Origin of the sequence: Streptomyces rapamycinicus NRRL 5491, from assembly GCF_024298965.1 — a bacterium.
GTDB lineage: Bacteria > Actinomycetota > Actinomycetes > Streptomycetales > Streptomycetaceae > Streptomyces > Streptomyces rapamycinicus.
Genome location: NZ_CP085193.1, coordinates 5,994,082 through 6,020,961 on the forward strand (window position 1 = coordinate 5,994,082; position 26,880 = coordinate 6,020,961).

Genomic DNA, 26,880 nt, shown 5'->3' on the forward strand with positions numbered 1-26,880 from the left:
GGCTACCGCTTCGGGGTGACTCCGGGCACCGGCCGGACCGGAACGTACTTGTGGGTGTCGAAGTCGATGACCACCGGCCGCGACGCGGAGGCCACACCGACGCGAACCCGGTACATGGTGCCGTCCGAGCCGATCCAGTAGCGCACGGCACCCGTCGCCGCCCCCGCCCCCGCCGTACCGGGCGTGGCACGGGCGCTCGGCCCGGTCATGATGTCCACCCGATGGCCGTCCAACCGGTCCTGTCCAACCCAGGCGGCACCGTTCTGCGGCAGTAGTTCGGCGTTGTCCGGACGGTCGCTGCCGAGCTTCAGCGCGATGGCCAGCGAACTGTCCAGCGAACTGCCGTACTTCAGCAGCGGACGCCTGGACCAGCCAGACTCCGGCGGCCGTGTCGGTGCCTTCGCCGGGGCGTTCGCCATCGGGTGGACGGACACGGTGGTGGCCGTCCACTGGATCAGCCCGTCGCTGGACGTATCGCGCCCGGTGCCGTGCACCGCGCCGTAACCGATCTTGCGGCGGTAGTCGATGGATCCGGTGATGGTCAGGTCACCAGCGGTGCCCGGCACGTTGATCGTCATGGCGCGCCCGCCCGCCTGGTAGTTGAGGAACCGCGTGACCGCCAGACGGCTCGCCTGATCCGAGGTCAATTCCTTTGGACCGGTGGGGGCGGAGTCGCTGTCGACGATCAGGAACGTGGCCACCGCGACGGCCACACCGCCGATGGCGGCTGCCGCCCAGCGTGCCCGCGGCCATCGGCGCCGACCCGCCGCGCGCCGCGAGAGAACGTGTCTGATTTTCAGACTCCGTACACGGCGCATTGCTAACACGTTCCGCTTATTCATTCCCTACTCTCCCCCCGATCTTGGCGTACACCCGCTACAGTATCGCTGCTGATGGGGCGGTTCAGGATGACTATTCAGACTCTTGTGCTGTTTCCGCGTGGGAAGCGAGGACGAGTACGACTTGTCTGGGAATGGCACTCCCGAGTCCCTGAATTCGCTACATCCGCCAGGACGACCAAGAACGACCGGGCCCACCGAAACGGCGGTGGGCCCTTTTCATGACCGACGTGTCACCCGGGGCCGGGAAGCGGATGCACGACTGGAAACGGGTGGTCGGTTCACATCACGAGGGGAGAGTGATGGCTGTGCGAAGAGTATGTGGAAGGTTACGCCGGACAGCCGGGAAGCGTACGGGCCCACTGGCACGAGTGGGCCTCTGCGCTTTCGTACTGTTGGGCAGCACCATGGGCGCGACGGTCGGGACGGCCACCGCCTCAACTGGCGACGGCACCCTGACGGTGCAGGTCCTGCGGGATTTCTTCGGCACCGGCGTGATCAACACGACCATGGACGTGCCGCAGCGGGGCATGAAGGTCAAGGTGTCGGACCCCGCCGGCCATCGGGTCACCGGCACCACGGATGCCACCGGAAAGGTGGTGGTCTCGAAGTCGACCGAACTGACCGGCGGCCAGTACCGCGTCGACGTCACCATCCCGGCGCGGTACAACAAGTATCTTCAGGCGGCACCGGCCTCCACGAAGGAAAACCACTTCGACAGCTTCACGACGTTCGTGGACGTGTCGGACGGCAAGGACGACTCGGTGATTACCGGCGTCTGGAACCCGGCCGACTACACGCTGCCGGACACACGGTATTTCGTACCGATCCAGAACACCGCCGACGCACAAGACAAACGGGCATTGGTGGCGTTCGGGACGGACGAAAGAGGTACGTGTCCTGGCGACACGGCCTGCCCGACCACGCTCAACACGCAGGACCAGGTGGGCACGACGTTCGCGCTGGCCTACGACAAGGACCGGAAGCAGATCTTCCAGGGCGCGTTCGCCCGGCGGTACACCCCGTACGGGCCGGGCGGCGGTGACGCGATCTACACCACGCCGACCGACGGCGGGAGCGCGCCGACCCTGTTCGCGAAGGTGCCGGACGCCACGGTGACGCCGCACGACGCCAGCAAGATGATCAAGGACGCCGGGTTCACCGATGTGCCGGGCAAGGAGAGCATCGGCGGCCTGGCCCTGTCCGAGGACGGCTCGACACTGTACGCGGTGAACCTGCGGACCCGGCGCCTGGTCAGCTTTGACGCGACCGGGACCACCGCATCCGCACCCCAAGCGTCGGTGCGCATCCCGGACCCGGGCTGCGCGAGCCCCGGTGACTGGCGGCCGTTCGGTCTTCAGGTCCACGACAGCAAGCTCTACGTCGGTGGTGTGTGCAGCGCGGAGAGCACACAGAAGCGCGAGGACCTGAAGGCCGTCGTCTACACCTACGACGGTGAACAGTTCGACACCGTGCTGACCCAGCCGCTCACCGCCAAGCGCGGCTCCGTCTTCGGTTCCAACGACGTCGTCCAGGCCACCCACTGGAACCCGTGGAACACCTCCCTGGCCACGTGGGACGAGCGGAAGCTGGGCAACGTCTTCATCGATCCGCAGCCGGAGCTCGCCTCCCTCGCCTTCACCCGCGACGGTTCGATGGTCCTCGGTTTCCGCGACAGGTTCATGGATGTCGTGAGCTGGGGTGGACTGGACCCGAGGCCGGGCAACGACACTCCGGAAAACGGCATGGCCGGCGGCGACATCAACATGGCCTGTGCCACTCCCACCGGTGAGTACGAGTGGGAAGGCACCGGGAATTGCCCCAACCACGCCACCCCCGCCACCGGTGGCACCCAGGACCCAAGTGTCGTCGAGTACTTCCCGGGCGACTACTTCGGCAACGGGGTTCACGCGGAGACCGCGCTGGGCTCGGTGGCCTACATTCCGCAGCAGCAGTGGGTCGTCAGCACGGAGTTCGACCCGGTCGTCAACGTCGCGACCTCCGGGACCGGTTACCACAACGTCACGACCGGTCAGGGCCCGGGCAACGATCCGACCCACAACGCGTACCAGTTCGTCAGTCAGGAACAGAGCGGGTTCGGTAAGGCCGGTGGGCTCGGCGATATCGCCTACGAGGCGGCGAACGCACCGATCCAGATCGGCAACCGGGTGTGGTTCGACGGCGACCACAATGGGATCCAGGATCCCGAGGGTCGCAACGAAGTGCCGCTGCCGGACGCGACGATCAACCTGCTGGACTCCGACGGCAAGCAGGTCGCCACGACCAAGACCGATGCCGCCGGCGAGTACTACTTCGGTGGGGTCGGCGCCGCGTATGAGCTCAAGCCGGGCGCGAAGTACACGGTGCAGTTCGATGTGTGTACCGCGGACACCAGCGAGGTGCCGACTGAGCCGTCGGCCACCAAGCTGCGGTTCACGCTCCCGCGGGCCGGTGGCAACCGGGCACATGACTCGAATGTGACCCCGCCGACGACCGGGCGGCTGTGCGACGGACGCGCACCTGTCACGGCTCCGGACAAGCCGGGAGAGGTCGATCACACGATCGACGCCGGCGTGTACATCCCCAAGAAATCGCCGACGCCCACGCCGACGCCCACTCCGTCGTCGGAGCCGCCCACCTCTGAGCCGCCCAACGAGCCAGGCCCGCAGTCCGGCGGAGGCTCCGGGAACAGCGGAGGCTCGGGGAACAGCGGAGGCTCCGGGAGCAGCGGAGGCTCCGGGACAAGCGGAGGCGGTGGCTCGCTGGCCAACACAGGTACGTCCGGCCTGCTGAAGATCATCTCCCTCAGTGCCCTGCTGGCCGGTGCGGGCACGGCAGCCGCATTCGTGACCCGGAAGCGTCGCGCCGGGCAACACTGAGACAACACGGAAAGAAAGGTGATCCGCCCGCCCGCGCTGTCACAGCGCGGGCGGGCGGACTCATGCGGTCCCGGTGAGCCCTACATTCCGTCCTCGGACATCCCGTGCACTGCCGGAATGGTCCCCAGACGACCCTTCTGGAAGTCCTCGAACGCCTGCTGGAGCTCCGCGCGGGTGTTCATCACGAACGGCCCGTAGTGCGCCATGGGCTCACGGATCGGCCGGCCGCCGAGGAGGACGACCTCCAGGTCCGGCGTATGGGAGTCCTGCTTCTCGTCCGCGCGCACGGTCAGCGAGGAACCGGCTCCGAAGACGGCGGTCTGGCCCAGGTGGACCGGACGCCGCTCGGCGCCGGCCGCACCGCGGCCCGCGAGCACATACGCGAGGCCGTTGAAGTCCTCGCGCCACGGCAGGGTGATCTCCGCGCCCGGAGCGAGCGTGGCGTGCACCATCGTGATCGGGGTGTGGGTGATGCCGGGACCGGCGTGACCGTCCAGCTCACCGGCGATGACGCGCAGCAGCGCGCCGCCGTCGGGGGAGGTCAGCAGCTGGACCTGGCCACCGCGGATGTCCTGATAGCGCGGGGGCATCATCTTGTCCTCGGCCGGGAGGTTCACCCACAGCTGGAGGCCGTGGAAGAGGCCGCCCGATATGACCAGGGACTCCGGCGGGGCCTCGATGTGGAGCAGGCCGGAGCCGGCCGTCATCCACTGGGTGTCGCCGTTGGTGATCGTGCCGCCACCGCCCTGGGAGTCCTGGTGGTCGAAGATCCCGTCGATGATGTACGTCACGGTCTCGAAGCCGCGGTGGGGGTGCCAGGGGGTGCCCTTGGGCTCGCCCGGCGCGTACTCCACCTCACCCATCTGGTCCATCATGATGAACGGGTCGAGGTGCTTGTAGTCGATACCGGCGAAGGCACGGCGCACCGGGAAGCCCTCGCCCTCGAAACCGCCGGGAGCGGTCGTGACGGCGAGCACGGGGCGCTGTCGTGCCTCGGCGGGTGCCGCGACGCGCGGCAGGGTCAGCGGGTTCTCTACGGTCACTGCGGGCATGACGGCCTCCTCGGTCGTTCACCATTCAACTTAATTGAACGCTGAACGACCCGCAAGAGGGCCTTTATTTCCACCCGAGCGCCTTAGGGGGCGAACGGCACTTTTCGGGCGTACTCGGACCTAGCCGTACATACGGCGCATGGCGAAGTCCACCATCTGCTCCACCGCCTTCGCGTCGAAGACGATCCGGTGCTCGCCCTCCATGTCGAGGACGAAGCCATAGCCGGTGGGCAGTAGGTCGATCACCTCGGCGCCGGTGATCACGAAGTACTTGGACTCCTTGCCCGCGTACCTCCGCAGCTCCTTGAGCGAGGTGAACATGGGGATCACCGGCTGCTGGGTGTTGTGCAGCGCCAGGAAGCCGGGGTTGTCACCGCGCGGGCAGTAGACCTTCGACCCGGCGAAGATCTGCTGGAAGTCCTCGGCCGACATCGATCCGGTGGTGAAGGCCCGCACCGCGTCGGCGAGCGACGGCGGGGAGGGCTCCGGGTAGAGCGGCTGCTGGCCGTACCCCGCACCCGCCGCGTGATGTGACGCATGCGGCTGCTGTTGCGGCGGAGGTGGCGGAGCGGCGTAGCCCTGCCCTGCGCTCGCGTTCTGGTCGTAGCCGTACATGCGCAGAAGCGTACTGAGTCACAGTTACCCGGTTGAGGGTTGCCCTTTATTACCCACGGGTAGCATCATGGCATCAGCTGATCTGATACGCGTCAACGCAGAGGTCCTGGCCTCCCGATCCTTACGGAGCCGTCGCCATGGGGCACTACAAGTCGAATCTCCGCGACATCGAGTTCAACCTCTTCGAGGTGCTCGGGCGCGACACGGTGTACGGCACCGGCCCGTTCGCGGAGATGGACGTCGACACCGCCAAGAGCGTGCTCGCCGAGATATCCCGGCTCTCCGAGCGCGAGCTGGCCGAAAGCTACGCCGACTCCGACCGGAACCCGCCCGTCTACGACCCCAAGACCCACACGGCGCCGCTTCCCGAGTCGTTCAAGAAGAGCTACCGGGCCTATATGGAGGCCGAGTGGTGGCGGCTGGGCGTCCCGGAGTCGCTCGGCGGCACCGCCTGCCCCCGCTCGCTGCTGTGGGGCTCGGCCGAGACCATCCTCGGCTCCAACGCCCCGATCTGGATGTACGCCTCGGGCCCGGCCTTCGCGGGGGTGCTCCACGACGAGGGCACCGAGGAGCAGCTGAAGATCGCCCAGCTGATGGTGGACAAGCAGTGGGGCTCCACCATGGTGCTGACCGAGCCGGACGCCGGTTCCGACGTCGGCGCGGGCCGCACCAAGGCGACCCAGCAGGAGGACGGCAGCTGGCACATCGAGGGTGTGAAGCGGTTCATCACCTCCGGTGAGCACGACCTCTCGGACAACATCATCCACTTCGTGCTGGCCCGCCGCGAGGGCGCCGGTCCCGGCACCAAGGGTCTGTCGCTGTTCGTCGTCCCCAAGTACGACTTCGACTGGGAGACCGGTGAGCTCGGCGAGCGCAACGGCGTGTACGCCACCAACGTCGAGCACAAGATGGGCCTGCGGGTCTCCAACACCTGCGAGCTGACCTTCGGCGCCGACCACCCGGCCAAGGGCTGGCTGCTGGGCGAGAAGCACGACGGCATCCGCCAGATGTTCAAGATCATCGAGTTCGCCCGGATGATGGTCGGCACCAAGGCCATGGCCACCCTCTCCACCGGCTACCTCAACGCGCTGGAGTACGCCAAGGAGCGGGTGCAGGGTCCGGACCTGGCGGCCTTCACCGACAAGACCGCCCCGCGGGTGACCATCACCCACCACCCGGATGTGCGCCGCTCGCTGATGACGCAGAAGGCGTACGCGGAGGGCCTGCGCGCGCTGGTGCTCTACACCGCCTCGGTCCAGGACGAGGTCCTGATCAAGGAGGCCGCGGGCGAGGACACCTCCGCCGTGAACCGCCTCAACGACCTGCTGCTGCCCATCGTCAAGGGCTACGGCTCGGAGAAGGCGTACGAGCAGCTGGCGCAGTCCCTGCAGACCATCGGCGGCTCCGGCTACCTCCAGGAGTACCCGCTGGAGCAGTACATCCGGGACGCCAAGATCGACACCCTGTACGAGGGCACCACCGCCATCCAGGGCCAGGACTACTTCTTCCGCAAGATCGTCCGGGACCAGGGCCAGGCGCTGACCGTCGTCTCGGAGGAGATCAAGAAGTTCCTGGCCGAGGCCGCCGGCGGCGAGGACCTGGAGGCCGCCCGCGACCAGCTCGCCCAGGCCGCGGTGGACCTGGAGGCGATCGTCGGCGCGATGCTCACCGACCTGGCCGCCACCGAGCAGGACGTCAGCTCGATCTACAAGGTCGGCCTCAACTCGACCCGGCTGCTGCTGGCCTCCGGTGACGTGATCATCGGTTACCTGCTGCTCAAGGGCGCGGCCGTGGCCGCCGAGAAGCTGGGCACGGCCTCCACCAAGGACCGGTCCTTCTACGAGGGCAAGATCGCCGTCGCGAAGTTCTTCGCCCATGAGGTGCTGCCGGGCGTCTCGGTGCAGCGCTCGCTGGCCGAGTCGGTCGACAAGGGTCTGATGGACCTGGACGAGGCCGCGTTCTAAGGGCCTTCCTCACAGCGTCCGGAGGGCCGGCCGTCCCATCCTCCAGCGGGGCGGCCGGCCCTCTGGGCTGTGCGCGCTCACGTCGTCATCGCTCGTGCTGGTCGTCATCACTCGTCGTCACCGCTCGTCGTCACCGCTGGTCGTCATCACTCGTCGTCCCGTCACCGCTCGTCGTCCTCGGACCGCCGTTCCCGCAGCGCCCGTTCGACCTCCTCGCGGGCCCACCGCCTGAGCTCCTCACCCTGTGCGAGGAGCTCGTCGATCGACTCGCCCCCGCCCTCCGGCGGGCGCGGGCGGGCCCTCAGCTTCTCCAGCAGATCCCGGCACGCCTCGTCCTCGGTGGCGAACTGGCTGGCGTCCCGGTCCAGGGACCGCTCCCGCAGGCCGGTCTCCCAGCCGCCGTCGGGCGCGGGCCGCAGGTAGTAGTACGCGTCCGGCTGCACCGGGATGTCCTGCACGCCCGGGATGTCGTACAGCGCGTCGGGCACCTGCTCGTCGCGGAGGGTCCGGACGAGTTCCGTTCTGTCCACCGGTCCAGGATCCGCCCTCAGTTGAGCGGGCGGAGATTACCGGCCGCGACGAGTTGGGGAATCGAGGGTCCGGTCAGATACTGCAGTCCGAAACCGGGTTGGCCGAACCAGGGCCGGATGGGACCGCCCTCGACCAGGAAGGGTTCGGTGACCTCGTAGAGGTGATAGCCGTGCGGATACGCCGGGTCGAGGGTGTCGAGGTTGCTGGGCGGCAGTGCGCGCTCCGCGTAGGGCGTGCCCGCCGGGGCGAGGAAGTGGCCGAAACCGCTCCCGAACAAGTCGACCTTCTGGCCGACCTTCAGCTGGACCGTGGTGTGCAGGGGCGATCCGTTGAGCAGGACCCAGCCGTCGGGGTAGGGGAACCACCAGCCGTTCGTCCGCTCATTCCAATAACAGTTGAGGAACGAGGAGGCAGTGGGGAAGTGGTCGAGTCGTTCATAGTCTTCGAGCATGCGCCCGATCGCGCCGTAGCGGGGGAGCTGCGCGGGTCCGAGCCGCCAGTCGCCCTTGTAGTAGCGGTCGAGCGGAGGATTCGGTGCGGTGTTGGTCCCCCCGATGCGGTTCGTGCTGGGACAGGGAGGGTGACCCTTGCCCTCGCCGTCCCCACCGCCTCCCGGCCGCGGGCCGGGTGAGGGCGCCGCCGCCGGCTCCGGGGAGGCCACGGGGGCCAGTCCCGCGGTGAGGTCCGTGACGGGCTTGGCCATGGCCGGCCCGCCGGCACACAGCAGCAGCAGCGACCCCAGGACGACAAGCAGGTGTCGAAGAACGCGCATCCGGTATCCCCTCGAGTTACGACTCAGTGCGACGTTGCTTGATCACGAGGAATATCGACCGATTCGCCCGACTTCTCGCCTTAGCTGACGAGCTTTCATCAGATTGGATCAACGTGGCCCCACGGATGGTCGCCGCTCCCGTACCAGGGCGAGCCGACCCCCGGCGAATCTATGCTGAGCACATGAGCGCACAACCCGGCATCGACCGCGGCCACACCGATGACCTGATGTCCTTCCTCCGCGCCAGCCCCTCGCCGTACCACGCAGTGGCAAGCGCCGCAGAGCGGCTGGAGAAGGCCGGGTTCCGCCGGATGGAGGAGACCGCGCCCTGGGACGGGGCGGCCGGTGGCCGGTACGTGCTGCGCGGTGGCGCGATCATCGCCTGGTACGTCCCGGAGGGGGCGGAGGCCGCCACTCCATACCGGATTGTGGGCGCTCACACCGACTCTCCCAATTTGCGCGTGAAGCCCATTCCCGACACCGGTGCGCACGGCTGGCGGCAGATCGCCGTCGAGATCTACGGCGGGGCGCTGCTCAACACCTGGCTCGACCGCGACCTCGGGCTCTCCGGCCGGATCACCCTCAGGGACGGCTCCCACCATCTCGTCACCGTCGACCGGCCGTTGATGCGCGTCCCCCAGCTCGCCGTGCACCTCGACAGATCGGTCAACACCGACGGCCTCAAGCTCGACAAGCAGCGCCATATGACGCCCATCTGGGGGCTCGGCGGCGTCGAGGAGGGCGACCTGATCCGCTTCGTCGCCGAGGAGACCGGGGTCGCGGCCGAGGAGATCGCCGGCTGGGACCTGATGGCCCACAGCGTGGAGCCGCCCGCCTACCTCGGCCGGGACCGCGAGCTGGTCGCCGGGCCCCGGATGGACAACCTTGTCTCCGTGCACGCCGGTACGGCCGCGCTCATCGCCGCCGCCCACCAGGAACTGCCGTACATCCCCGTACTGGCCGCCTTCGACCACGAGGAGAACGGCAGCCAGTCCGACACCGGCGCCGACGGACCGCTGCTCGGCACGGTGCTGGAGCGCTCGGTCTTCGCCCGCGGCGGGGCGTACGAGGAGCGGGCGCGGGCCTTCGCGGGCACCGTCTGCCTGTCCTCCGACACCGGCCACGCCGTCCACCCCAACTACGCCGAGCGCCATGAGCCGGGCCATCACCCGCGGCCCAACGGCGGTCCGATCCTGAAGGTGAACGTCAACCAGAGATATGCCACCGACGGCGCCGGGAGAGCCGTCTTCGCCGCCGCCTGCGAGCGCGCCGGCGTCCCCTGGCAGAGCTTCGTCTCCCACAACTCGATGCCGTGCGGCACCACGATCGGGCCGATCACCGCCGCCCGGCACGGCATCTCCACCGTCGACATCGGCATCGCGATCCTGTCCATGCACTCGGCCCGGGAGCTGTGCGGGGCACAGGACCCGCGGCTGCTGGCCAAGGCACTGCACGCCTTTCTGGGGGCTTGAGTTGGACTTCTCCCTGCTGGGCCCGGTAACCGTCACCGCGGGCCCGCAAGCAGCACCCGTCGAGCTACCGCTGGGGCCCGCCAAACGGCGCAGCGTGCTGGCGATGCTGCTGCTGCGGCCCAACGCGACGGTATCCGTGGAGCAGTTGATATCCAGCCTGTGGGAGGACGAGCCGCCCGCCCACGCCCGGACCGTCATCCAGGGCCATGTCTCCCGGCTCCGCGCGGCCCTGGCCGAGGGCGGCGCCGAGGACCACGGCGTCGAGCTGGCCACCCACAGCTCCGCCTATCTGCTGCGCATCCCCGAATCCCTGATCGACACCCAGCGCTTCGACCAGCTGACCGCCCAGGCCAGCCCGGAGTCCGCCCCCGGCGAGGCCGTCCAGCTGCTCCGGCAGGCGCTCGGCCTGTGGCGCGGCCCGGCGCTCACCGGGACCGTGGCCAGCCCGCCGTTCGCGGCGGCCGCGCACGCCCTGGAGGAGCGGCGGCTGAGCGCCGTGGAGGCCCTGGCCCGGGCCCACGAGGGGCTGGGCGAGCATGAGCACGCGGTGCGCGCCCTGCACCCCGCCGCCGTCGCCAACCCGCTGCGCGAGGGGCTGATCGCCGCCCTGATGCTGGCGCTGTACCGCTCCGGACGGCAGTCCGACGCGATCGCCTGGTTCCACCGCACCCGGCAGCTGCTCGACGACGACCTGGGGGTCGACCCGGGCCAGCGGCTGAGCGCCGCGTACCAGGAGATCCTGCGGGCGGCCCCCACGGCGGACGGACCGCGGGGCGGCGCCGAGGCCGCCGGGCAGCCGGGCGCCCAGCAGGCCACCCCGCAGCAGCCGCTGTCCGCGGCCGCCTCGGCCCCCGCGCCCGTGCCCGAGCTGCTCCCCCGGCCCCCGGCGGGCTTCCACGGCCGGGGCGCGGAGCTGGCCGAGCTGACCCGGCTGACCCTGGGCACCGACGAACCGGCCCAGGGCGGCGCCGCGGACGCCCCCGGCGGCTACCCGCAGGCGGGCGGTATCGCGCTGCTCACCGGGCCCGCCGGGGTCGGCAAGACCGGTCTGGCGGTCCACTGGGGCCATGCCCGCGCCGCCGCCTTCCCCGACGGACGGCTCTTCGCGGATCTGCGCGGCTTCAGCGGCGGCGAGGCGGTGGTGCCCGCCGAGGTGCTGCGCGAGTTCCTGCTGGCCCTCGGCACCCCGGCCGAGCAGATCCCCACCTCGCCCGAGGCCGCGTCCGCGCTGTACCGCTCGCTGGCCGCCCGCCGCAGGCTGCTGGTGGTGCTGGACAACGCGGGCAGCTCCGCCCAGGTGCGCCCGCTGCTGCCCGGCGGCCCCCACTGCGCCACGCTGGTCACCAGCCGCAGCAGGCTGGACGGGCTGATCGCCACCGACGCCGCTCGCCCGGTACGGCTGCACGCCCTCGGCACCGAGGACGGCGTGGGCCTGCTGGGCGCGCTGCTGGGGCCCGCGCGGGTCGCCGAGGACCCGGAGGCCGCGCGGGAGCTGGTGCCCCTGTGCGACGGGCTGCCGCTGGCGCTGCGCGCCGCCTCCGCCCAGCTGATGGCCCGGCCCCGCTGGCGGCTGGCCCGGCTGGCCACCGCGCTGCGCGACGAGCGCCGCCGGCTCGCCCTGCTGTCGGCGGAGGACACCGGAGTGGCCGCCGCGCTGCGCAATTCGGTGGCCCGGCTCTCGGCGGACGACGCACAGCTGCTGCGGGCCCTGGGCGCCGGTTTCGCGCGGGAGGTCAACACCGCCGAGGCGGCCGCGCTGTCGGGCGCGGACCCCGAGCTGATCCAGGACTCCCTGGAGCGGCTGGCGGAGATGCACCTGCTGGACGAGGAGGCCACCAACCGCTACGTGATGAGCGACCTGGTGAAGCTCTTCGCCCAGGGCGACGGCAGCGACCGCGAGCCCCCGGGCGAGGCATCGGGCGGAGCGGCCGGCGGATCCTCCCCTGGCGGATCCCCTGGCGGATCCCCTGGCGGGCCGTCACAGGGGGCCTAGGGGCCGTCGTCGAAGGGGGCGCCCGGCTACGCGCAGGGGCGCCTCCCGGCGGCGGGTGTGGGCTGGTACGGCCGCCGCCGCTGTCGCCCCTGAAGGGGGCGGCCGACCGCCCCGGCAGATGCGGCCCCGCGACCGCAGCGTCCGAGGAGGCCTTCGCCTCCTCCCGCGCCGCGGTGGCCGACGGCGGCACAGGCCCTGACAAGGGCGAACAGCGGGGCGTTAGCGGGGCGTTAGCGGGCGGCAGCCGTTCACCAGCCGAACGGCAGCCGGTCCGGACAGGCTTGAGCCGTACCGGAAAACGCCCTAACGCTCGCTGAGGGGAGACCCGCCATGCCGTTCACCACCGCTCGCCTCGCCCACCGCGCCGGCACCCTGCGCTCGGTCGCCGCCGGACTGACGGTCGTCGCCGCGGGCATCACCCTCGCGGCGTGCGGCACCGCCGACGCGTCCGGCGTGCGGACGGCAGGGGCTGCGGACAGCATCGCCCCGGCCGTCCCCGCAGCCCACGAGGACGGCCTTCAGGACGGCGCCCAGCGGGCCGCGCGGGACACGGCGGCGGGCGCGGCCGACGCCGGGGCCCAGGGCGGTCTGCGGGCCGCCAGCGGCGCCGAGGGAGAGGCCGGGGTCTGCCGCCTCGACACGATGTCGGTGAGCGTCACCTCCGTCCCCCGCCCGGCCCACCACCTCCTGCTGGAGATCACCAACCAGTCCGGCTCGACCTGCCGTCTCACCGGATTCCCCTCGGTGCGGTTCGACGACGCGAGCCCGGCCGTGCCGGAGGCCGCGGACACCCGGCCCCAGTCGGTCGTCACGCTGGCCCCCGGCGAGAGCGGCTACGCGGGCCTGACCACCTCCGCGGCGGACGACCCGGCCGACGGCCGTAAGGCCACCGCGCTGACCGTCTCCCTCCCCGGCGAGGACGACCGCCGCTCCGTCGACCTGCCCGGCGACTCGGTGGAGGTCGGCCGCGGGGCGGAGGCCGGCTACTGGCAGAGCGACGCCTCGGACGCCCTGCTCTGGTGACCGCCCCGTCCGGTGAGCGCCCGTCCGGTGACCGTCCCGTCCGGTGAGCGCCACCACCCTTCCGCTCCGGTGACCGCTCGACTCCGAGCCACCCAGCCGGACAGGTAGCCGCCTCCCCCCGGCTACCTGCCCCGGACGGCCCCCGCTTCGGCGGGGGCCGTCTCGTCATGTCCCACGGCACGGCCCTGACCGTCCCGCACCCGGCCGTATCCTTGGGCGTTTTGGCAGGTCGTCAGGGGTGGGCCCGGATGGGACGTCCCAAAGGACGGCCCGGCCCCCGGAATACCCCGCCGCGCGGCCCAGAGTGGTTCCCGTCGCCGCGGCGGACGGCCGCCGCGGCCTGGACCGAGCGGTGCCGGCATCCCGTCGGCACGGCTCACCTAGGGGGAATCCAGACGTGACGCACTCCATCGGCCGCAACCGCCGTACCCTCCTGCGCAAGGTGCTCCCCGCGATCGCCGCGGCGGGCATCGGCGCCACCGGGCTCGTCGGCTGCTCGGGCGGGGACGACACCGCGGGCCATGACACCAACAAGGCGGAGAAGGCGGGGAAAGTCGCGGAGAAGGGCGCGACGAGCCGCGACACCTCGGCCAAGAGCTCGGACAAGGGCGGGGGCGCCGCGCTCAAGCTGAAGACCACCACGGGCGAGTTCGGCACCAAGGCCGCGGCCACCGCCGACTTCCCCACCTGGGGCACCCGCTGGGTGGTCCACCAGACCGCCGACACCGGCTCCCCATCCGTGGGCATGCTCAACAAGACCGCGCCGGGCCAGGACCGCATCACCGCCGACTTCCAGGTCAACACGGGGAAGAAGGTCTGCGAGGACGGGGCCTGCTCGACCTATATGGCCCATATCACCGGGCCGGTCAACGGCTTCGTGACCGTCGTCGCGGTGGACATCCCGCAGGACTCGCTCCCCGGCGTCCCGGTGCAGAACGGCGGCGGTGAGCCGCCGCGCCCGCCGCAGCCCGGCGGCAGCCGCGCCGAGGCGCTCCAGCGGGCCGCCACCTGGCTGACCGCCAACAACGGCGGCCGGGTGCCGTACAGCCAGGCGAAGGTCTGGAAGGACGGCTACCGCCAGGACTGCTCGGGCTATGTCTCCATGGCGCTGGGCCTCCAGGCGCCCGGCACCAACACGGTGGGCCTCACCGGCTCCAGCATCACCAAGCCGATCGCCCTCAACGACCTCCGCCCCGGTGACCTGCTGATCGACGCCTCGGGGAACAACAACACCCGGCACGTCGTGATGTTCGAGAAGTGGAACGACGCCGCCCACACCTCGTACACCTCCTACGAGCAGCGCGGCGACTTCGGGACGGATCACGCGACCCGTCGCTATGGACTGGAGCCGGGCAGCGAGTACAAGCCCTACCGGCCGCTGAAGTTCACGGACTGATGCGTTCCTGATCCGGTTCCGGTAACGAGCGGCACGTCCACCTCGGGGGTGTGGACGTGTCGCTCGGCATGTTCATGATCCACGTGCTGCAATGGTGTACGTGCCAGCGCATCCGAATCGCCCAGAGAACCCACGACGAAAGCCACTCGCCCCGCTTCCCGAGGAACTCTCCGGCCCGGTACGGGAATTCGTGACCGCACTGCGCCGGATGCACGGCGAACTGGGACTCAGTCTCAAGGAACTGGAGGGACGGCTGCCCGCGAGCCGGTCCTCCCTCTCCCGCTATCTGCGCGGCCAGAGCCTGCCCGACGAGCGGCTCCTGATCCAGTGGGGCAAGCTCTCCTTCACCGCCGAGGACCGGCTGCCCGAACTGGTGACCCTGCTGCACCGGGCCACCGAGGCCGAGGCCGCCATCGAAGCCGCCGACGGGCCGACCGCGTCCGCCGCCGCCCCGCCGGCCCCGGAGGAGGCCCGGGCGGGATCCCCGGAGGACCGGCCGTCCCGGCGCCGGCTGCGGCTCACGCTCGCGGCGGTGGGCACGGTCGTCGTCATCGGCGGGGCCACGGCCGGCGTGATCGCCTTACGGTCGTCCGACGACGACTCCTCCCCGGGTGGCGCGGGCTCCTCGCCCCTGGGCAACGCCCAAATCACCGTCTACAACGCCGAGAAGACCTGCCAGCACAAGCGCGTCCGCGAGTGCTCCCTGGGCCTGGCCGAGGATCCGTACCAGGCCTACCGCCCGTCGAACATCACGGGCCGGGCCTGGCACGGCGATGTGCTGCGCGCCGACTGCCGCATCGCCAACGGCGTCACGGTGACCGACGAGGCGGGCGGGCACAGCAGCATGTGGTTCCGCGTCGCCAAGGACGGCAAGCGGATGTGGGTGCCGGGCATCCGGATCCGCCAGGACCAGGTGCAGTACTCCACGCTGCCCAACTGCCCCGACTGATCGCGGGTCAGGTTTCAGTCGTCCATACCGGCGAGCACCAGCGGCAGCCGGTTCGCGCCGCCCTCGGTGATCCGCACCGGGACGCCCCAGTCCTGCTGGTGCACATGGCAGGCCGGGTACTCGTTCGCTGGGTCGTCGTCACAGGAGGCGGCCATCGCCGAGACGTGCAGCACGCCCTCGGTCACGCCCTCCGTAAGGACGAGCTCACGGCTCAGGTCCGTCCCCGCGCCGTCGCCCCCGGCCAGCAGCTCCGGCGGGGTGGAGCTGACCAGCAGCCGGGTGGAGGGCCCGTAGCGGGTGTCCAGCTTCTGCCCCTCGGGCGCCTGGAAGACCACGTCAAGCCGGAGCGTCCCCGGGGCGATGTCGGTCGCGGCGCGCTGGGTGCGGTGGGCCACCGCCTCGACCCTTACGGCCTCCTCCGGCAGCCGCAGCCGGGTCAGCCGGTGCCGGGCGGACTCCACCACGACGATGTCCCCGTCGGCCAGGACCGCGCCGGAGGGCTCGCGCAGATCCGTGGCGAGCGTGGAGACCTCGCCGCTGGCCGGGTCGTAGCGGCGCAGCGCGTGGTTGTAGGTGTCGGAGATCGCCACCGAGCCGTCGGGCAGCGCGGTGACGCCCAGCGGATGCTGGAGCAGCGCGGAAACGGCGGCGCCGTCCCGGTGGCCGAAGTCGAAGAGCCCGGTGCCGACGGCCGTACGGACCGTGAAGCCCTTACCGTCGCACTCGACGTAGCGCACCGCGGAGGTCTCGGAGTCCGCGATCCACAGCCGGTCCCCGGTCGCGGCGAGCCCGGAGGGCTGGGCGAACCACGCCTCCTCGGCCGGGCCGTCGACCAGGCCCTCGTTGGTGGTCCCGGCGGCGGCCCGTACGGTCCCGGCCTCCGGGTCGTACGTCCACAGCTGGTGGACGCCCGCCATGGCGATCCACAGCCGGCCGGCGAACCAGGCCACGTCCCAGGGGGAGGACAGGTCGACCTCGCGGGCGGGCCCCTCGGTGGGCGATCCCTGCCACCACTGGCGGCCGGTCCCGGCGACCGTGGTGACCTCGCCGGTGGCCGGGTCGAAGCGGCGCAGCGCGTGGTTCACGGTGTCGGCGACGGCCACGGTGCCGTCGGGGAGCAGGGCGAGCCCCTGGGGCTCGCTGAACCGGGCCCGCTCGCCCGCGCCATCGGTAAGGCCGCGCTCGCCCGCGCCGATCCGCCGCACCACGCTCTCGCCGTCCGCCGCGAGCTCCACCAGCTGATGGCGGGTGGTGTCCGAGACGAGGAAGGTGCCGCCGGGCAGCAGCAGCGCCTTACCGGGGAAGCGGAGCTCGGTGGGGACCGGCTCCGGGGGCACATAGGGGCCGTCGCCGCGCCGCAGGGTGCCCTTGGCGGCGTGTTCGGCCTCCAGCTGCGCCACCAGGGTCTCCAGGGCGTGGGCGTGGCCCTCGCCCGCGTGCTGGGCGACCACATAGCCCTCGGGGTCGATGACGACGAGGGTGGGCCAGGCCCGTACCGCGTACTGCTTCCAGGTGGCCAGCTCGGGGTCGTCGAGGACCGGGTGGTGCACCTCGTAGCGCTCGACCGCGTCCACCACCGCCTGGTGCTCGGCCTCGTGGACGAACTTCGGCGAGTGCACCCCGACGATCACCACGGTGTCGCGGTGCTTCTCCTCCAGCTCGCGCAGCTCGTCCAGGACATGCAGGCAGTTCACACAGCAGAACGTCCAGAAGTCGAGGATGACGATGCGTCCTCGCAGGTCGGTGAGGGTGAGGTCGGTACCGCCGGTGTTGAGCCAGCCGCCCCGGCCGATCAGCTCGGGGGCGCGGACGCGTGCACGTGAAGCCATATCCCCATGAAACAGCAGCCCCGGTCGTGCCATTCCCCCACCCCCCGGTGGCTTTCCACCGCTGCGTACGGGTACATCCGGAGATAAGGCCGGGGCGGGCGCACACTACCATCGCGGGCAGGCCGCGAGCCGCCGATCCGGGCCTACGATCAGACCGGAAAGCACTGCCCGTGCGCTCGTGGGCAGCGTAACTTGAACGCACACACCAGCACCCAGCCCGCGCACCAACCGCCCGAGGGGTCCCGTGACCGTCCATCCCAGCCTTCAGACCTCCATCGACGCCTGGACCCACTCCATCGACGCGATAACGGAGTTGGTCGAACCGCTAGCGGAGAGCGAGTGGAACCGCGCCACCGAGTGCCCGGGATGGTCGGTGCGGGACGTCGTATCGCATGTGATCGGCCTCGAATGCGAGATGCTCGGCGACCCCCGCCCCATCCACACCCTGCCGCGCGACCTCTACCACGTCACCAACGAACTGTCGCGGTACATGGAGGTCCAGGTCGACGTGCGGCGCTGCCACACCGCGCCCGAGATGACCTCCGAGCTGGAGTACACGGTCATCCGGCGGGGCCGCCAACTGCGGAACGAGAAGCGCGAGCCGGACGCCATGGTGCGCTGGCCCGGCGGCACCGAGGTGGCGCTGGGGGAGGCCCTGACGCGGCGGGCCTTCGACGTCTGGGTGCACGAACAGGATCTGCGCCGGGCCCTGAACAAGCCGGGCAACCTCGACTCGCCGGGCGCCACGATCACCCGTGACCTGCTGCTGTCGGGGCTGCCGAAGGTGGTCGCCAAGGACGCGGGCGCGGCGCCCCAGTCGGCCGTCGTCTTCGATGTGCACGGCCCGATGGAGTTCATGCGGACGGTCCGGGTCGACGCGGACGGCCGGGGCAGCATCGACGGCAGCGTCTCGCTGGGGCCGACGGTGACGCTCACCCTGGACTGGGAGACCTACGTCCGGCTGGCCTGTGGGCGGGTGCGGCCCGAGGCGGTCGCGGAGCGGCTGAAGATCGAGGGCGACCAGCAGTTGGCGGACGCGATCCTCCAGAAGTTCGCGGTCACGCCGTAGCGCTCCGGGGACCGGAGGGCCACGGCGTCACGCCGGTACGTGCACCGCCTCGACGCGGCTCGCGACCACGCGCTCCCGCTCCCGACGGTGCGCCCGCCCGCGCAGCCGCAGGATCTGGGCGACGCCGACCGCCTGCAGTACGAACACCGAGGCGAACGCGATCCGGAAGTTCTCGCCGGTCAGGTCCAGCAGGACGCCGACGGCCAGCAGAGTGGTCATCGAGGCCGTGAAGCCGCCCATGTTGACGATTCCCGAGGCGGTGCCGATCCGCTCGGGCGGGTTGGCGGGCCGGGCGAAGTCAAAGCCGATCATGGACGCGGGCCCGCAGGCGCCGAGCACCGCACACAGGACGATCAGCAGCCACATGGGCGCGTGGGCCGACGGCCAGAGCAGCACGGTGCCCCACAGCAGCGCGGTGGCGCCGGCCGTGCCGAGGGCCAGCGGGGCGCGGGCGGCGTGGTGCCGGGCGATGACCTGCCCGTAGACCAGGCCGACCGCCATGTTGGACAGCACCACCAGGGTCAGCAGCTGACCCGCGGTCGCCCGGGACAGCCCCTGGGCCTCGACCAGGAACGGCATCCCCCACAGCAGCAGGAACACCATCGCCGGGAACTGGGTGGTGAAGTGCACCCACATGCCCAGCCGGGTGCCGGGCTCGCGCCAGGCGTCCGCGATCTGCCGGCGGACGTAGTCGGCGCCCATATGGGAGGCGGGCGCGGGCTCGAAGCCCTTCGGGTGGTCCTTGAGGAAGAACAGCACCAGGCCGAGGACGGCCACCCCACCGAGCGCGCTGCCCGCGAAGGTCGTGGTCCAGCCGGCGCTGTGCAGCGCGCGGGCGATCACCAGCGTGGAGACCAGGTTGCCCGCCATCCCGAAGAGCGCCGCGACCTGGGCGATCATCGGCCCCCGGCGGGCCGGGAACCAGCGCGAGCCGAGCCGCAGCACGCTGATGAAGGTCATCGCGTCACCGCAGCCGAGCAGCGCCCGGGAGCCCAGCGCCATCGGGTACGAGTGGGAGAACGCGAAGCCGAACTGCCCCAGGGTGAAGAGCACCACGCCGAGCATGAGCACCTTACGGGTGCCGAGACGGTCGACCATGAGCCCGACCGGTATCTGCATTCCGGCGTAGACCAGCACCTGGAGGATGGAGAAGGTCGACAGCGCCGAGGCGTTGATGTGGAAGCGCTCGGCGGCGTCGATACCGGCGACGCCCAGGCTGGTGCGATAGGTGATGGCGACGAAGTAGACGGCGACGCCCAGGCCCCATACGGCGACGGCACGACGTCCGCCGGGTGGATCACCGGGCAACTGGGCCGAGGTCATCGCGCCTCACCCCGGGCGAGGTTGTTCACCCAGCTGATGTGGCGCTGCACAAGACCGGACGCGAAACCGGTGTCCCCGGCGCGCAGGGCCTGGAGGATCTCCGTGTGCTCGGTGATGTTCTTGGCGATGCGGTCGGGCTCGGCGTGCATGGTGGCCACGCCCATCCGCAGCTGGCGGTCCCTCAACTGGTCGTACAGCTGCGCCAGGATGGCGTTTCCCGCCGCCCGGACGATCGCCGCGTGGAAGCAGCGGTCGGCGGCGGCGAAGGCGGCCAGGTCCCCGGCCGCGGCGTGCGCCCGCTGCTCCTCCAGCAGCTCCTCGAGCCGGGCCAGCAGCCGCCCGCCGGCCGGGACGACCTTGGCGACCGCGTGCTGCTCCACCAGCAGCCGGGTCTCGACCACGTCGGCGATCTCCTGGGAGGAGACCGGCAGCACCAGGGCGCCCTTCTTCGGATAGAGCTTGAGCAGCCCCTCGGCCTCCAGGCGCAGCAGCGCCTCCCGGACGGGGGTGCGGGAGACCCCCACGGCGTCCGCGAGTTCGCCCTCGCTCAGCAGTGTGCCGCCCTCGTAGCGGCGGTCGAGGACGGCTTGTTTGACGTGGTGGTAGACGCGTTCGGCGGCAGGGGGCGGCTTGGTGGCCGTATCGGCGGGACTCATGATGCGCACATCATAGATACAAGATGCATGCGCACTCATCCCCCGTCCGCGATGCGGACGGGGGTGGTGCCTACGGCCGCGTCACGCCGTGCGCCGCGTCACGCCAGGGTGCGCCGTGTCACGCCCGCGTGCGCCGCGTCACGCCCACGTGATCAGGCGCTTGGGGCGCTCCAGGACGGCCGCGACGTCCGCGAGCACCTTGGAGCCCAGCTCGCCGTCGACCAGCCGGTGGTCGAAGGAGAGCGCCAGCGTGGTCACCTGGCGCGGCTTGACCTCGCCCTTGTGGACCCACGGCTGGAGCTTGACCGCGCCGAAGGCGAGGATCGCGGACTCCCCGGGGTTGAGGATCGGGGTGCCCGCGTCGATGCCGAAGACGCCGACGTTGGTGATGGTGACCGTGCCGCCGGACATCGCCGCCGGGGTGGTCTTGCCCTCACGGGCGGTGGCCACCAGCTCGCCCAGGGCGGACGCCAGTTCGGGCAGGGTCTTGGCGTCGGCGTCCTTGATGTTGGGGACGATCAGCCCGCGCGGTGTCGCCGCCGCGATGCCCAGATTGACGTAGTCCTTGTAGACGATCTCCTGGTTGTCCTCGTCCCAGGTGGCGTTGATGTCCGGGTTGCGCCGGATGGCCACCAGCAGGGCCTTGGCGACCAGCAGCAGCGGGTTGACCCGCAGCCCGGACAGCTCCGGGTCCTGCTTGAGGTCGGCCACGAGCTTCATCGTGCGGGTCACGTCGACCGTCACGAACTCGGTCACGTGCGGGGCGGTGAAGGCGCTGTGGACCATCGCCTGCGCGGTGGCCTTCCGTACGCCCTTCACGGGCACCCGGCGCTCCCGGCCCCCGACGGCCGTGACGGGCGCGGACGGGGCCGCCACGGGCGTCTCCCGGGCCGCCTGGACGGCCTCGGCGGCCGCGTGGACGTCCTCGCGGGTGATGATCCCGTCCGCCCCGCTCGGGGTGACCGTCTCCAGGTCGATGCCCAGATCCTTGGCCAGCTTGCGGACCGGCGGCTTGGCCAGCGGCCGGGCGGTCCGGCCGCTGCCGTTCAGCTCGGGCGCGGGCGCGGGCGCCGCCTCCGGGCGCGCGGGCGCGGGCTCCTGGGGCGCGGGCGCCCCGGCCGAGGGGGCGGGCGCGGCCCGCTGGAGGCCCTGCAGCGGCTTGCGCGGACGGCGCTTGGTGGAGGCGGGCGCCGCCCCGTAGCCGACCAGATTGGCCTGGCGGCCCTCCTTCTCCGCGGGCTCGGCCTCGGCGGCGGGCGTCTCGGCGGGCTTCCCGGCGGCGGGAGCGGCCTGGGGCGCCGCCTCCCCCGCTCCGGGGTCGGTGTCCACCGAGATGATCGGCGTGCCCACGTCCACGGTGGTGCCCTCGTCGAAGCGCAGCTCGTGCACCACACCGTCGAAGGGGATGGGCAGCTCGACGGCGGCCTTGGCGGTCTCGACCTCGCACACCACCTGCCCGTCGGTCACGGTGTCGCCCGGCGCCACGAACCACTTGAGGATCTCGGCCTCGGTCAGCCCCTCGCCCACATCGGGCATCTTGAACTCACGGAAGCGCTGTTCGACTGCGGTCATCGTCACGATCTCCTCAAGCCCTTCAGTACGCCAACGCGCGGTCTACGGCGTCGAGCACCCGGTCCAGCCCCGGAAGGTACTCGTCCTCGAGCCGTGACGGCGGGTACGGCGAGTGGAAGCCACCGACCCGCAGCACCGGGGCCTGGAGGTGATAGAAGCACCTCTCGGTGATGCGCGCGGCGATCTCCGACCCCGTGCCCAGGAATACCGGTGCCTCGTGGACGACGACCAGCCGCCCCGTCCGCTCCACGGAACGCTGGACCGAGTCGAAGTCGATCGGCGACATCGACCGCAGGTCCAGGACCTCGATCGACTTGCCCTCCTCGGCGGCGGCCGCGGCGGCGTCCAGGGCGACCTTCACCATCGGGCCGTAGGCCGCGAGCGTCAGGTCCGTCCCCTGCCGCACCACCCGGGCGGCGTGCAGCGGGCCGGGGATCGCGGCGGTGTCGACCTCGGACTTGTCGTGGTAGCGGCGCTTGGGCTCGAAGTAGATCACCGGGTCATCGCTGTCGATGGCCTGCTGGAGCATCCAGTAGGCGTCGGAGGCGTTGGCGGGCGAGACCACCTTCAGACCCGCCACATGCGCGAACAGCGCCTCCGGCGACTCGCTGTGGTGCTCCACCGCGCCGATGCCGCCGCCGTACGGAATGCGGACGACGACGGGCAGCTTCACCTTGCCGAGCGAGCGTGCGTGCATCTTGGCGAGCTGGGTGACGATCTGGTCGTAGGCGGGAAAGACGAAACCGTCGAACTGGATCTCCACCACCGGGCGGTAGCCGCGCAGCGCGAGCCCGATCGCGGTGCCCACGATGCCGGACTCGGCGAGCGGGGTGTCGATGACCCGGTCCTCGCCGAAGTCCTTCTGGAGCCCGTCGGTGACGCGGAAGACGCCCCCCAGCTTGCCGACGTCCTCGCCCATGATCAGGACCTTGGGGTCGGTCTCGAGGGCGGTCCGCAGGGACGCGTTGATCGCCTTGGAGAGCGACATCTTCTCGGCGGCCATGTCAGATGCCTTCCTCAGCGGTGACGAACGAAGCCTGGTACTCGGCGAACTGCGCCCGCTCCTCGTCGACAAGGGCATGTCCGTCGGCGTAGATGTGCTCGAACATCGCCATGTCCTCGGGGTCGGGCATGGCCCGTACGGCGTCCCGAACCCGCTTGGCCAGCGCGTCGCTCTCCCGCTCGAGGTCGGCGAAGTACGCGTCGTCGGCCAGGCCCTCGCGGGTCAGCAGGGTGCGCAGCCGCAGGATCGGGTCCTTGGTCTCCCACAGCTCCCGCTCCTCGGGCGAGCGGTAGCGCGTGGGGTCGTCCGAGGTGGTGTGGGCGCCCATGCGATAGGTGAACGCCTCGATGAGCATCGGGCCCTGCCCGGTGCGCGCCCGCTCCAGCGCGGCCTTGGTGACGGCCAGACAGGCGAGCACGTCATTGCCGTCCACCCGCACCCCGGGGAAGCCGAAGCCCTGGGCGCGCTGGTAGAGCGGCACCCGGGTCTGCTTCTCGGTGGGCTCGGAGATGGCCCACTGGTTGTTCTGGCAGAAGAAGACGACCGGGGCGTTGTAGACCGCGGAGAAGGTGAACGATTCGGCGACATCGCCCTGGCTGGAGGCGCCGTCGCCGAAGTAGGCCAGGACCGCGGCGTCCGCGCCGTCCTTGGCCACGCCCATCGCGTAGCCGGTCGCGTGCAGCGTCTGCGAGCCGATGACGATGGTGTACAGGTGGAAGTTGTTGCTGTTCGGGTCCCAGCCGCCGTGGTTCACCCCACGGAACATCCCCAGCAGATTGGTCGGGTCGACGCCCCGGCACCACGCCACTCCGTGCTCGCGGTAGGTGGGGAAGACGTAGTCGGCGTCGTGCAGCGCCCGGCCGGAGCCGATCTGCGCCGCCTCCTGGCCGAGCAGCGAGGCCCACAGGCCCAGTTCGCCCTGGCGCTGCAGGGTGGTGGCCTCGGCGTCGAACCGCCGTGTCAGCACCATGTCCCGGTACAGACCGCGCAGCTCCTCGGGGGTGGGGTCGATGGCGTACTCGGGGTGCTCGACACGCTCGCCCTCGGGGGTCAGCAGCTGTACGAGTTCGGTCTGGCCCGCAGGCTGCTTCTTGGTGTCCCGCGCTGTGGTGCTGCGCTTGGCTCCGCTGCGGCGCGGCTTGCGCGCGGCAGTGCTCTCCACGGTCACGTGTGCTCCTCCGTCTGTCCGGCCTCCGGGATCCGCCGGCGGCCAGTTGCGGCTCGCCCGTTCCGCCACGGCGCACGGGGTGGGTGCGCCGGAGCATGACCGGGCGTGACAGGTTCCCGGCGGCTGGCCCTGCACAAGGCACGTTACCCAGTGCGTCGCATGTCTGCGAAACCCCACCTGACCTGCAATTTTGCTTGGATTTCCAAGTAAATCGCGTGAGTGGGGAAACTTCCACTGGTCACAGCCCCGCAGGCCGCCGGACAAGCGCACGGTATCCCGCTGGGCAACGACGCGGGAAGACTTCGTGTGTGAGACTGGATCCGTGCGCGAAGAAGGAAAAATAAGGATTTTCCTGGTCGACGACCATGAAGTCGTCCGACGCGGCGTACGAGACCTGCTCGCGGGCGAGCCGGACATGGAGGTGGTCGGCGAGGCGGGCACCGCGGCCGACGCCCTGGCGCGCATCCCGGCCACCCGCCCGGACGTCGCCGTCCTGGACATCCGGCTGCCCGACCGCAGCGGGGTCGAGGTCTGCCGGGAGATCCGCGCCCGTCACGAGAGCGTCCGCTGCATGATGCTCACCTCCTTCGCCGACGACGAGGCGCTCTTCGACGCCATCATCGCGGGCGCCTCCGGCTATGTCCTGAAGGACATCCGCGGCGGCGAACTGCTCGCCGCCGTCCGGGACGTGGCCGCGGGCCGGTCGCTGCTCGACCCGGTGGCCACCGCCCGGGTGCTGGAACGGCTGCGCGGCCAGACGGCCGCCCAGCCGGACGACCAGCTCGCCGCCCTCACCGAGCAGGAGCGCCGGATACTGCTGCTGATCGGGGAGGGGCTCACCAATCGGGGGATCGGCGAGCGGCTGCACCTCGCCGAGAAGACGATCAAGAACTACGTCTCCAGCCTGCTCTCCAAGCTGGGCATGGAGCGCCGCTCGCAGGCGGCGGCGTACGTCGCCCGGATGCAGGCGACGCAGAAGCGCTAGCGCCGGCGGGGCAGTGCTTCCGGGCCTCGCCGCCCCACGGGCAGAGGCGCGGCACAGCCCCGGAAGCGCTGCCCCCTGTCGGAGCGCGGCGCAGCCCCAGGTCCGGCGTCCGGGGCGAAGCCCCGCGTCCGGAGCCCGGGACAGGAGCCCCGCGTCCGAGGCCCAGGGCAGAACCCCGATCCGGGGCCTGGGGCAGAACCCCGATCCGGGGCCCGGGGCAGAACCCCGATCCGGGGGCCCGGGACGGAGCCCCGATCCGGGGCCCGGGGCAGAACCCCGATCCGGGGGTCCGGGACGGAGCCCCGCGTCCGGAGCCCGGGACAGGAGCCCCGCGACCAGGGTCCGGGACGGAGCCCCGCGTCCGGAGCCCGGGACAGGAGCCCCGCGACCAGGGTCCGGGACGGAGCCCCGCGTCCGGAGCCCGGGACAGGAGCCCCGCGACCAGGGTCCGGGACGGAGCCCCGCGTCCGGAGCCCGGGACAGGAGCCCCGCGACCAGGGTCCGGGACGGAGCCCCGCGTCCGGAGCCCGGGACAGGAGCCCCGCGACCGGGGTCCGGGGCGGAGCCCCGATCCGGGGGCTGGGGCGGAGCCCCAGTTGTGGGAAGGGGCGGGGAGGGGAACAGCCCGCCGCAGGCGCCGAGACGCCCCGCCCCCGGCGCGGTCAACCCGCCGTGCCCCAGGGCGCCGTGCCCCGTCTCCGCGCGTGCTGGCGGCGATGTCCGGTGATCTAACATCTGGCAGGTGCCGCGCTCACATGTACGCTCCGCCGAGGCCGCTCCCGACGGGGAAACCCTGAGCGCCCTGCTCCGCCGCTATGACACCGCCGGTGAGGCCGTCTCCTGCGAACCGCTCACCCAGGGGCTGCTCAACCGGGGCTACCACCTCGCCACCACCCGCGGCCGGTTCTTCCTCAAACACCACCTCGACGGCGACCGCACCGCCATCGCCCGCCAGCACCGCGTCACCCAGCGGCTGGAGGCGCTCGGGGTGCCCGTCGCCCCGCCGGTCCCCGACGCCGACGGCCGTACGGTCGCCGTCATCGGCGGCCGCTGCTACGCGTTACACCCCTGGATCGACGGGCGGCACCGCGACGGCGGTGAGCTGACCGCCCCGCAGTGCTGGCGGCTGGGCGGGCTGCTCGGGCTCGTCCACACCTGCCTGGAGCGCGTCATGCGGGCCCGTACGGGCGACCGCAGGCCGCCCGTGGAGGCCGCCGCCGACCCCGAGGACACCTTCGCGGTCATCGACGAGCTGCTCACGCTGATCCGGGGGCGCCGGAACCGCGACACCTTCGACGAGCTCGCCGAACACCGGCTGGTCGAACGGCGGACACTGGTGGAGCGGCACGCCCACCGCCGCCCCGAGGCGGACGCCGTCCCCGTCGCCGGCTGGGTGCACGGCGACTTCCACCCGCTGAACCTGCTCTACCGCGACACCGAACCGGCCGCCATCGTCGACTGGGACCGGCTCGGGGTGCAGCCGCGCGCCGAGGAGGCGGTCCGGGCCGCCGCGATCTTCTTCGTACGGCCCGACGGCACCCTGGAGCTCACCAAGGTGCGGTCCTACGCGCGGGCGTACCGCTCCGCGGCGGGAGCCGGGACCTCGGAGATGGCCGCGGCCGTGCACCGGGTGTGGTGGGAGCGGCTCAACGACTTCTGGATGCTGCGCTGGCGCTACCAGCGCGGGGACCGGCGCGCGGATCCGCAGTTCCCGGCGGCCGCCGCGCTGGTGGTGTGGTGGACCCGGGAGTACGACGCGGTCCGCGACGCCTTCTGCGGGTGACGGGGGC

The 26,880-nt window shown here is 71.4% G+C and carries 21 protein-coding genes; 10 read left to right on the forward strand and 11 right to left on the reverse strand.

Annotated elements, in window-relative coordinates; all coding sequences use genetic code 11:
* Positions 1–2: 2 nt before the first annotated feature.
* Positions 3–701 (reverse strand): hypothetical protein, encoded by a 699-nt coding sequence (locus LIV37_RS25040; RefSeq protein ID WP_020869888.1) that lies wholly within the window; start codon positions 699–701, stop codon positions 3–5.
* A 545-nt stretch (positions 702–1,246) separates the two neighbouring features.
* On the opposite strand from LIV37_RS25040, the gene LIV37_RS25045 reads away from it, so the two are divergent.
* Positions 1,247–3,718, forward strand: coding sequence for an SdrD B-like domain-containing protein (locus LIV37_RS25045; protein ID WP_121825287.1), 2,472 nt, complete (start codon positions 1,247–1,249; stop codon positions 3,716–3,718).
* 80 nt (positions 3,719–3,798) lie between these two features.
* Here the strand turns inward: LIV37_RS25045 and LIV37_RS25050 are convergent, their stop codons facing one another.
* Entirely contained in the window at positions 3,799–4,770 is a 972-nt protein-coding gene (locus tag LIV37_RS25050; protein WP_020869890.1) for a pirin family protein, read from the reverse strand.
* A 120-nt stretch (positions 4,771–4,890) separates the two neighbouring features.
* Positions 4,891–5,385 carry an SseB family protein gene (locus LIV37_RS25055; RefSeq protein ID WP_020869891.1) on the reverse strand — a complete coding sequence of 165 codons (495 nt, stop codon included), beginning with the start codon at positions 5,383–5,385 and terminating at the stop codon, positions 4,891–4,893.
* 137 nt (positions 5,386–5,522) lie between these two features.
* Between LIV37_RS25055 and LIV37_RS25060 the strand changes: the two genes are divergently transcribed.
* Positions 5,523–7,349 (forward strand): acyl-CoA dehydrogenase, encoded by a 1,827-nt coding sequence (locus LIV37_RS25060; RefSeq protein ID WP_020869892.1) that lies wholly within the window; start codon positions 5,523–5,525, stop codon positions 7,347–7,349.
* A gap of 161 nt (positions 7,350–7,510) precedes the next feature.
* Here LIV37_RS25060 and LIV37_RS25065 read toward each other — a convergent pair whose 3' ends face one another.
* Positions 7,511–7,879: a hypothetical protein gene (locus tag LIV37_RS25065; RefSeq protein WP_020869893.1), complete on the reverse strand. Its 369-nt coding sequence runs from the start codon at positions 7,877–7,879 to the stop codon at positions 7,511–7,513.
* Between the two features lie 17 nt (positions 7,880–7,896).
* A complete protein-coding gene (locus LIV37_RS25070) occupies positions 7,897–8,652 on the reverse strand; it encodes a TNT domain-containing protein (protein WP_020869894.1) in 756 nt (251 codons plus the stop codon).
* A gap of 182 nt (positions 8,653–8,834) precedes the next feature.
* Here LIV37_RS25070 and LIV37_RS25075 point away from each other — a divergent pair, with 182 nt between their 5' ends.
* The 5 genes from LIV37_RS25075 (at position 8,835) to LIV37_RS25095 (ending at position 15,485) form a co-directional block, all read left to right on the forward strand.
* Complete coding sequence (locus LIV37_RS25075; protein ID WP_020869895.1) at positions 8,835–10,124, forward strand: M18 family aminopeptidase; 1,290 nt, start codon at positions 8,835–8,837, stop codon at positions 10,122–10,124.
* Position 10,125: 1 nt separating this feature from the next.
* Positions 10,126–12,117, forward strand: a complete 1,992-nt coding sequence (locus tag LIV37_RS25080; RefSeq protein ID WP_121824537.1) for an AfsR/SARP family transcriptional regulator — start codon at positions 10,126–10,128, stop codon at positions 12,115–12,117.
* A 330-nt stretch (positions 12,118–12,447) separates the two neighbouring features.
* Positions 12,448–13,140: a DUF4232 domain-containing protein gene (locus LIV37_RS25085; RefSeq protein ID WP_020869896.1), complete on the forward strand. Its 693-nt coding sequence runs from the start codon at positions 12,448–12,450 to the stop codon at positions 13,138–13,140.
* 397 nt (positions 13,141–13,537) lie between these two features.
* A complete protein-coding gene (locus tag LIV37_RS25090) occupies positions 13,538–14,536 on the forward strand; it encodes an NlpC/P60 family protein (RefSeq protein ID WP_020869897.1) in 999 nt (332 codons plus the stop codon).
* Positions 14,537–14,726: 190 nt separating this feature from the next.
* Positions 14,727–15,485 carry a helix-turn-helix domain-containing protein gene (locus LIV37_RS25095; protein WP_243146165.1) on the forward strand — a complete coding sequence of 253 codons (759 nt, stop codon included), beginning with the start codon at positions 14,727–14,729 and terminating at the stop codon, positions 15,483–15,485.
* A gap of 14 nt (positions 15,486–15,499) precedes the next feature.
* Here LIV37_RS25095 and LIV37_RS25100 read toward each other — a convergent pair whose 3' ends face one another.
* Positions 15,500–17,314, reverse strand: a complete 1,815-nt coding sequence (locus LIV37_RS25100) for an NHL domain-containing thioredoxin family protein (protein WP_020869900.1) — start codon at positions 17,312–17,314, stop codon at positions 15,500–15,502.
* 244 nt (positions 17,315–17,558) lie between these two features.
* On the opposite strand from LIV37_RS25100, the gene LIV37_RS25105 reads away from it, so the two are divergent.
* A complete protein-coding gene (locus LIV37_RS25105) occupies positions 17,559–18,383 on the forward strand; it encodes a maleylpyruvate isomerase family mycothiol-dependent enzyme (RefSeq protein WP_020869901.1) in 825 nt (274 codons plus the stop codon).
* Between the two features lie 27 nt (positions 18,384–18,410).
* Here the strand turns inward: LIV37_RS25105 and LIV37_RS25110 are convergent, their stop codons facing one another.
* The 5 genes from LIV37_RS25110 to pdhA form a co-directional block, all read right to left on the reverse strand.
* On the reverse strand, positions 18,411–19,706 hold the full coding sequence (locus LIV37_RS25110) for an MFS transporter (RefSeq protein WP_020869902.1): 1,296 nt from the start codon (positions 19,704–19,706) through the stop codon (positions 18,411–18,413).
* On the reverse strand, positions 19,703–20,362 hold the full coding sequence (locus LIV37_RS25115) for a GntR family transcriptional regulator (RefSeq protein ID WP_121825285.1): 660 nt from the start codon (positions 20,360–20,362) through the stop codon (positions 19,703–19,705). The genes LIV37_RS25110 and LIV37_RS25115 overlap by 4 nt, the downstream gene beginning before the upstream one ends.
* A 138-nt stretch (positions 20,363–20,500) precedes the next feature.
* Positions 20,501–21,934, reverse strand: a complete 1,434-nt coding sequence (locus LIV37_RS25120) for a dihydrolipoamide acetyltransferase family protein (RefSeq protein ID WP_121824535.1) — start codon at positions 21,932–21,934, stop codon at positions 20,501–20,503.
* Between the two features lie 22 nt (positions 21,935–21,956).
* A complete protein-coding gene (locus LIV37_RS25125) occupies positions 21,957–22,937 on the reverse strand; it encodes an alpha-ketoacid dehydrogenase subunit beta (RefSeq protein ID WP_020869904.1) in 981 nt (326 codons plus the stop codon).
* A 1-nt stretch (position 22,938) separates the two neighbouring features.
* Positions 22,939–24,105 (reverse strand): pyruvate dehydrogenase (acetyl-transferring) E1 component subunit alpha, encoded by a 1,167-nt coding sequence (gene pdhA / locus LIV37_RS25130; protein ID WP_020869905.1) that lies wholly within the window; start codon positions 24,103–24,105, stop codon positions 22,939–22,941.
* A gap of 322 nt (positions 24,106–24,427) precedes the next feature.
* On the opposite strand from pdhA, the gene LIV37_RS25135 reads away from it, so the two are divergent.
* Together LIV37_RS25135 and LIV37_RS25140 are read left to right on the forward strand one after the other, a co-directional pair.
* Positions 24,428–25,090, forward strand: coding sequence for a response regulator (locus tag LIV37_RS25135; RefSeq protein ID WP_121824534.1), 663 nt, complete (start codon positions 24,428–24,430; stop codon positions 25,088–25,090).
* A gap of 742 nt (positions 25,091–25,832) precedes the next feature.
* Positions 25,833–26,873 (forward strand): phosphotransferase, encoded by a 1,041-nt coding sequence (locus LIV37_RS25140; RefSeq protein ID WP_020869907.1) that lies wholly within the window; start codon positions 25,833–25,835, stop codon positions 26,871–26,873.
* The last annotated feature ends 7 nt before the right edge of the window (positions 26,874–26,880 follow it).

What these genes read in the sequence shown, in the direction of transcription:
- LIV37_RS25045 (WP_121825287.1), top strand. Translation starts at nt 1,247, where the DNA reads ATGGGCGCGACGGTCGGGACGGCCACCGCCTCAACTGGCGACGGCACC.
- LIV37_RS25050 (WP_020869890.1), bottom strand. Translation starts at nt 4,770, where the DNA reads ATGCCCGCAGTGACCGTAGAGAACCCGCTGACCCTGCCGCGCGTCGCG.
- LIV37_RS25055 (WP_020869891.1), bottom strand. Translation starts at nt 5,385, where the DNA reads ATGTACGGCTACGACCAGAACGCGAGCGCAGGGCAGGGCTACGCCGCT.
- LIV37_RS25060 (WP_020869892.1), top strand. Translation starts at nt 5,523, where the DNA reads ATGGGGCACTACAAGTCGAATCTCCGCGACATCGAGTTCAACCTCTTC.
- LIV37_RS25070 (WP_020869894.1), bottom strand. Translation starts at nt 8,652, where the DNA reads ATGCGCGTTCTTCGACACCTGCTTGTCGTCCTGGGGTCGCTGCTGCTG.
- LIV37_RS25075 (WP_020869895.1), top strand. Translation starts at nt 8,835, where the DNA reads ATGAGCGCACAACCCGGCATCGACCGCGGCCACACCGATGACCTGATG.
- LIV37_RS25085 (WP_020869896.1), top strand. Translation starts at nt 12,448, where the DNA reads ATGCCGTTCACCACCGCTCGCCTCGCCCACCGCGCCGGCACCCTGCGC.
- LIV37_RS25100 (WP_020869900.1), bottom strand. Translation starts at nt 17,314, where the DNA reads ATGGCTTCACGTGCACGCGTCCGCGCCCCCGAGCTGATCGGCCGGGGC.
- LIV37_RS25110 (WP_020869902.1), bottom strand. Translation starts at nt 19,706, where the DNA reads ATGACCTCGGCCCAGTTGCCCGGTGATCCACCCGGCGGACGTCGTGCC.
- LIV37_RS25115 (WP_121825285.1), bottom strand. Translation starts at nt 20,362, where the DNA reads ATGAGTCCCGCCGATACGGCCACCAAGCCGCCCCCTGCCGCCGAACGC.
- LIV37_RS25120 (WP_121824535.1), bottom strand. Translation starts at nt 21,934, where the DNA reads ATGACCGCAGTCGAACAGCGCTTCCGTGAGTTCAAGATGCCCGATGTG.
- LIV37_RS25125 (WP_020869904.1), bottom strand. Translation starts at nt 22,937, where the DNA reads ATGGCCGCCGAGAAGATGTCGCTCTCCAAGGCGATCAACGCGTCCCTG.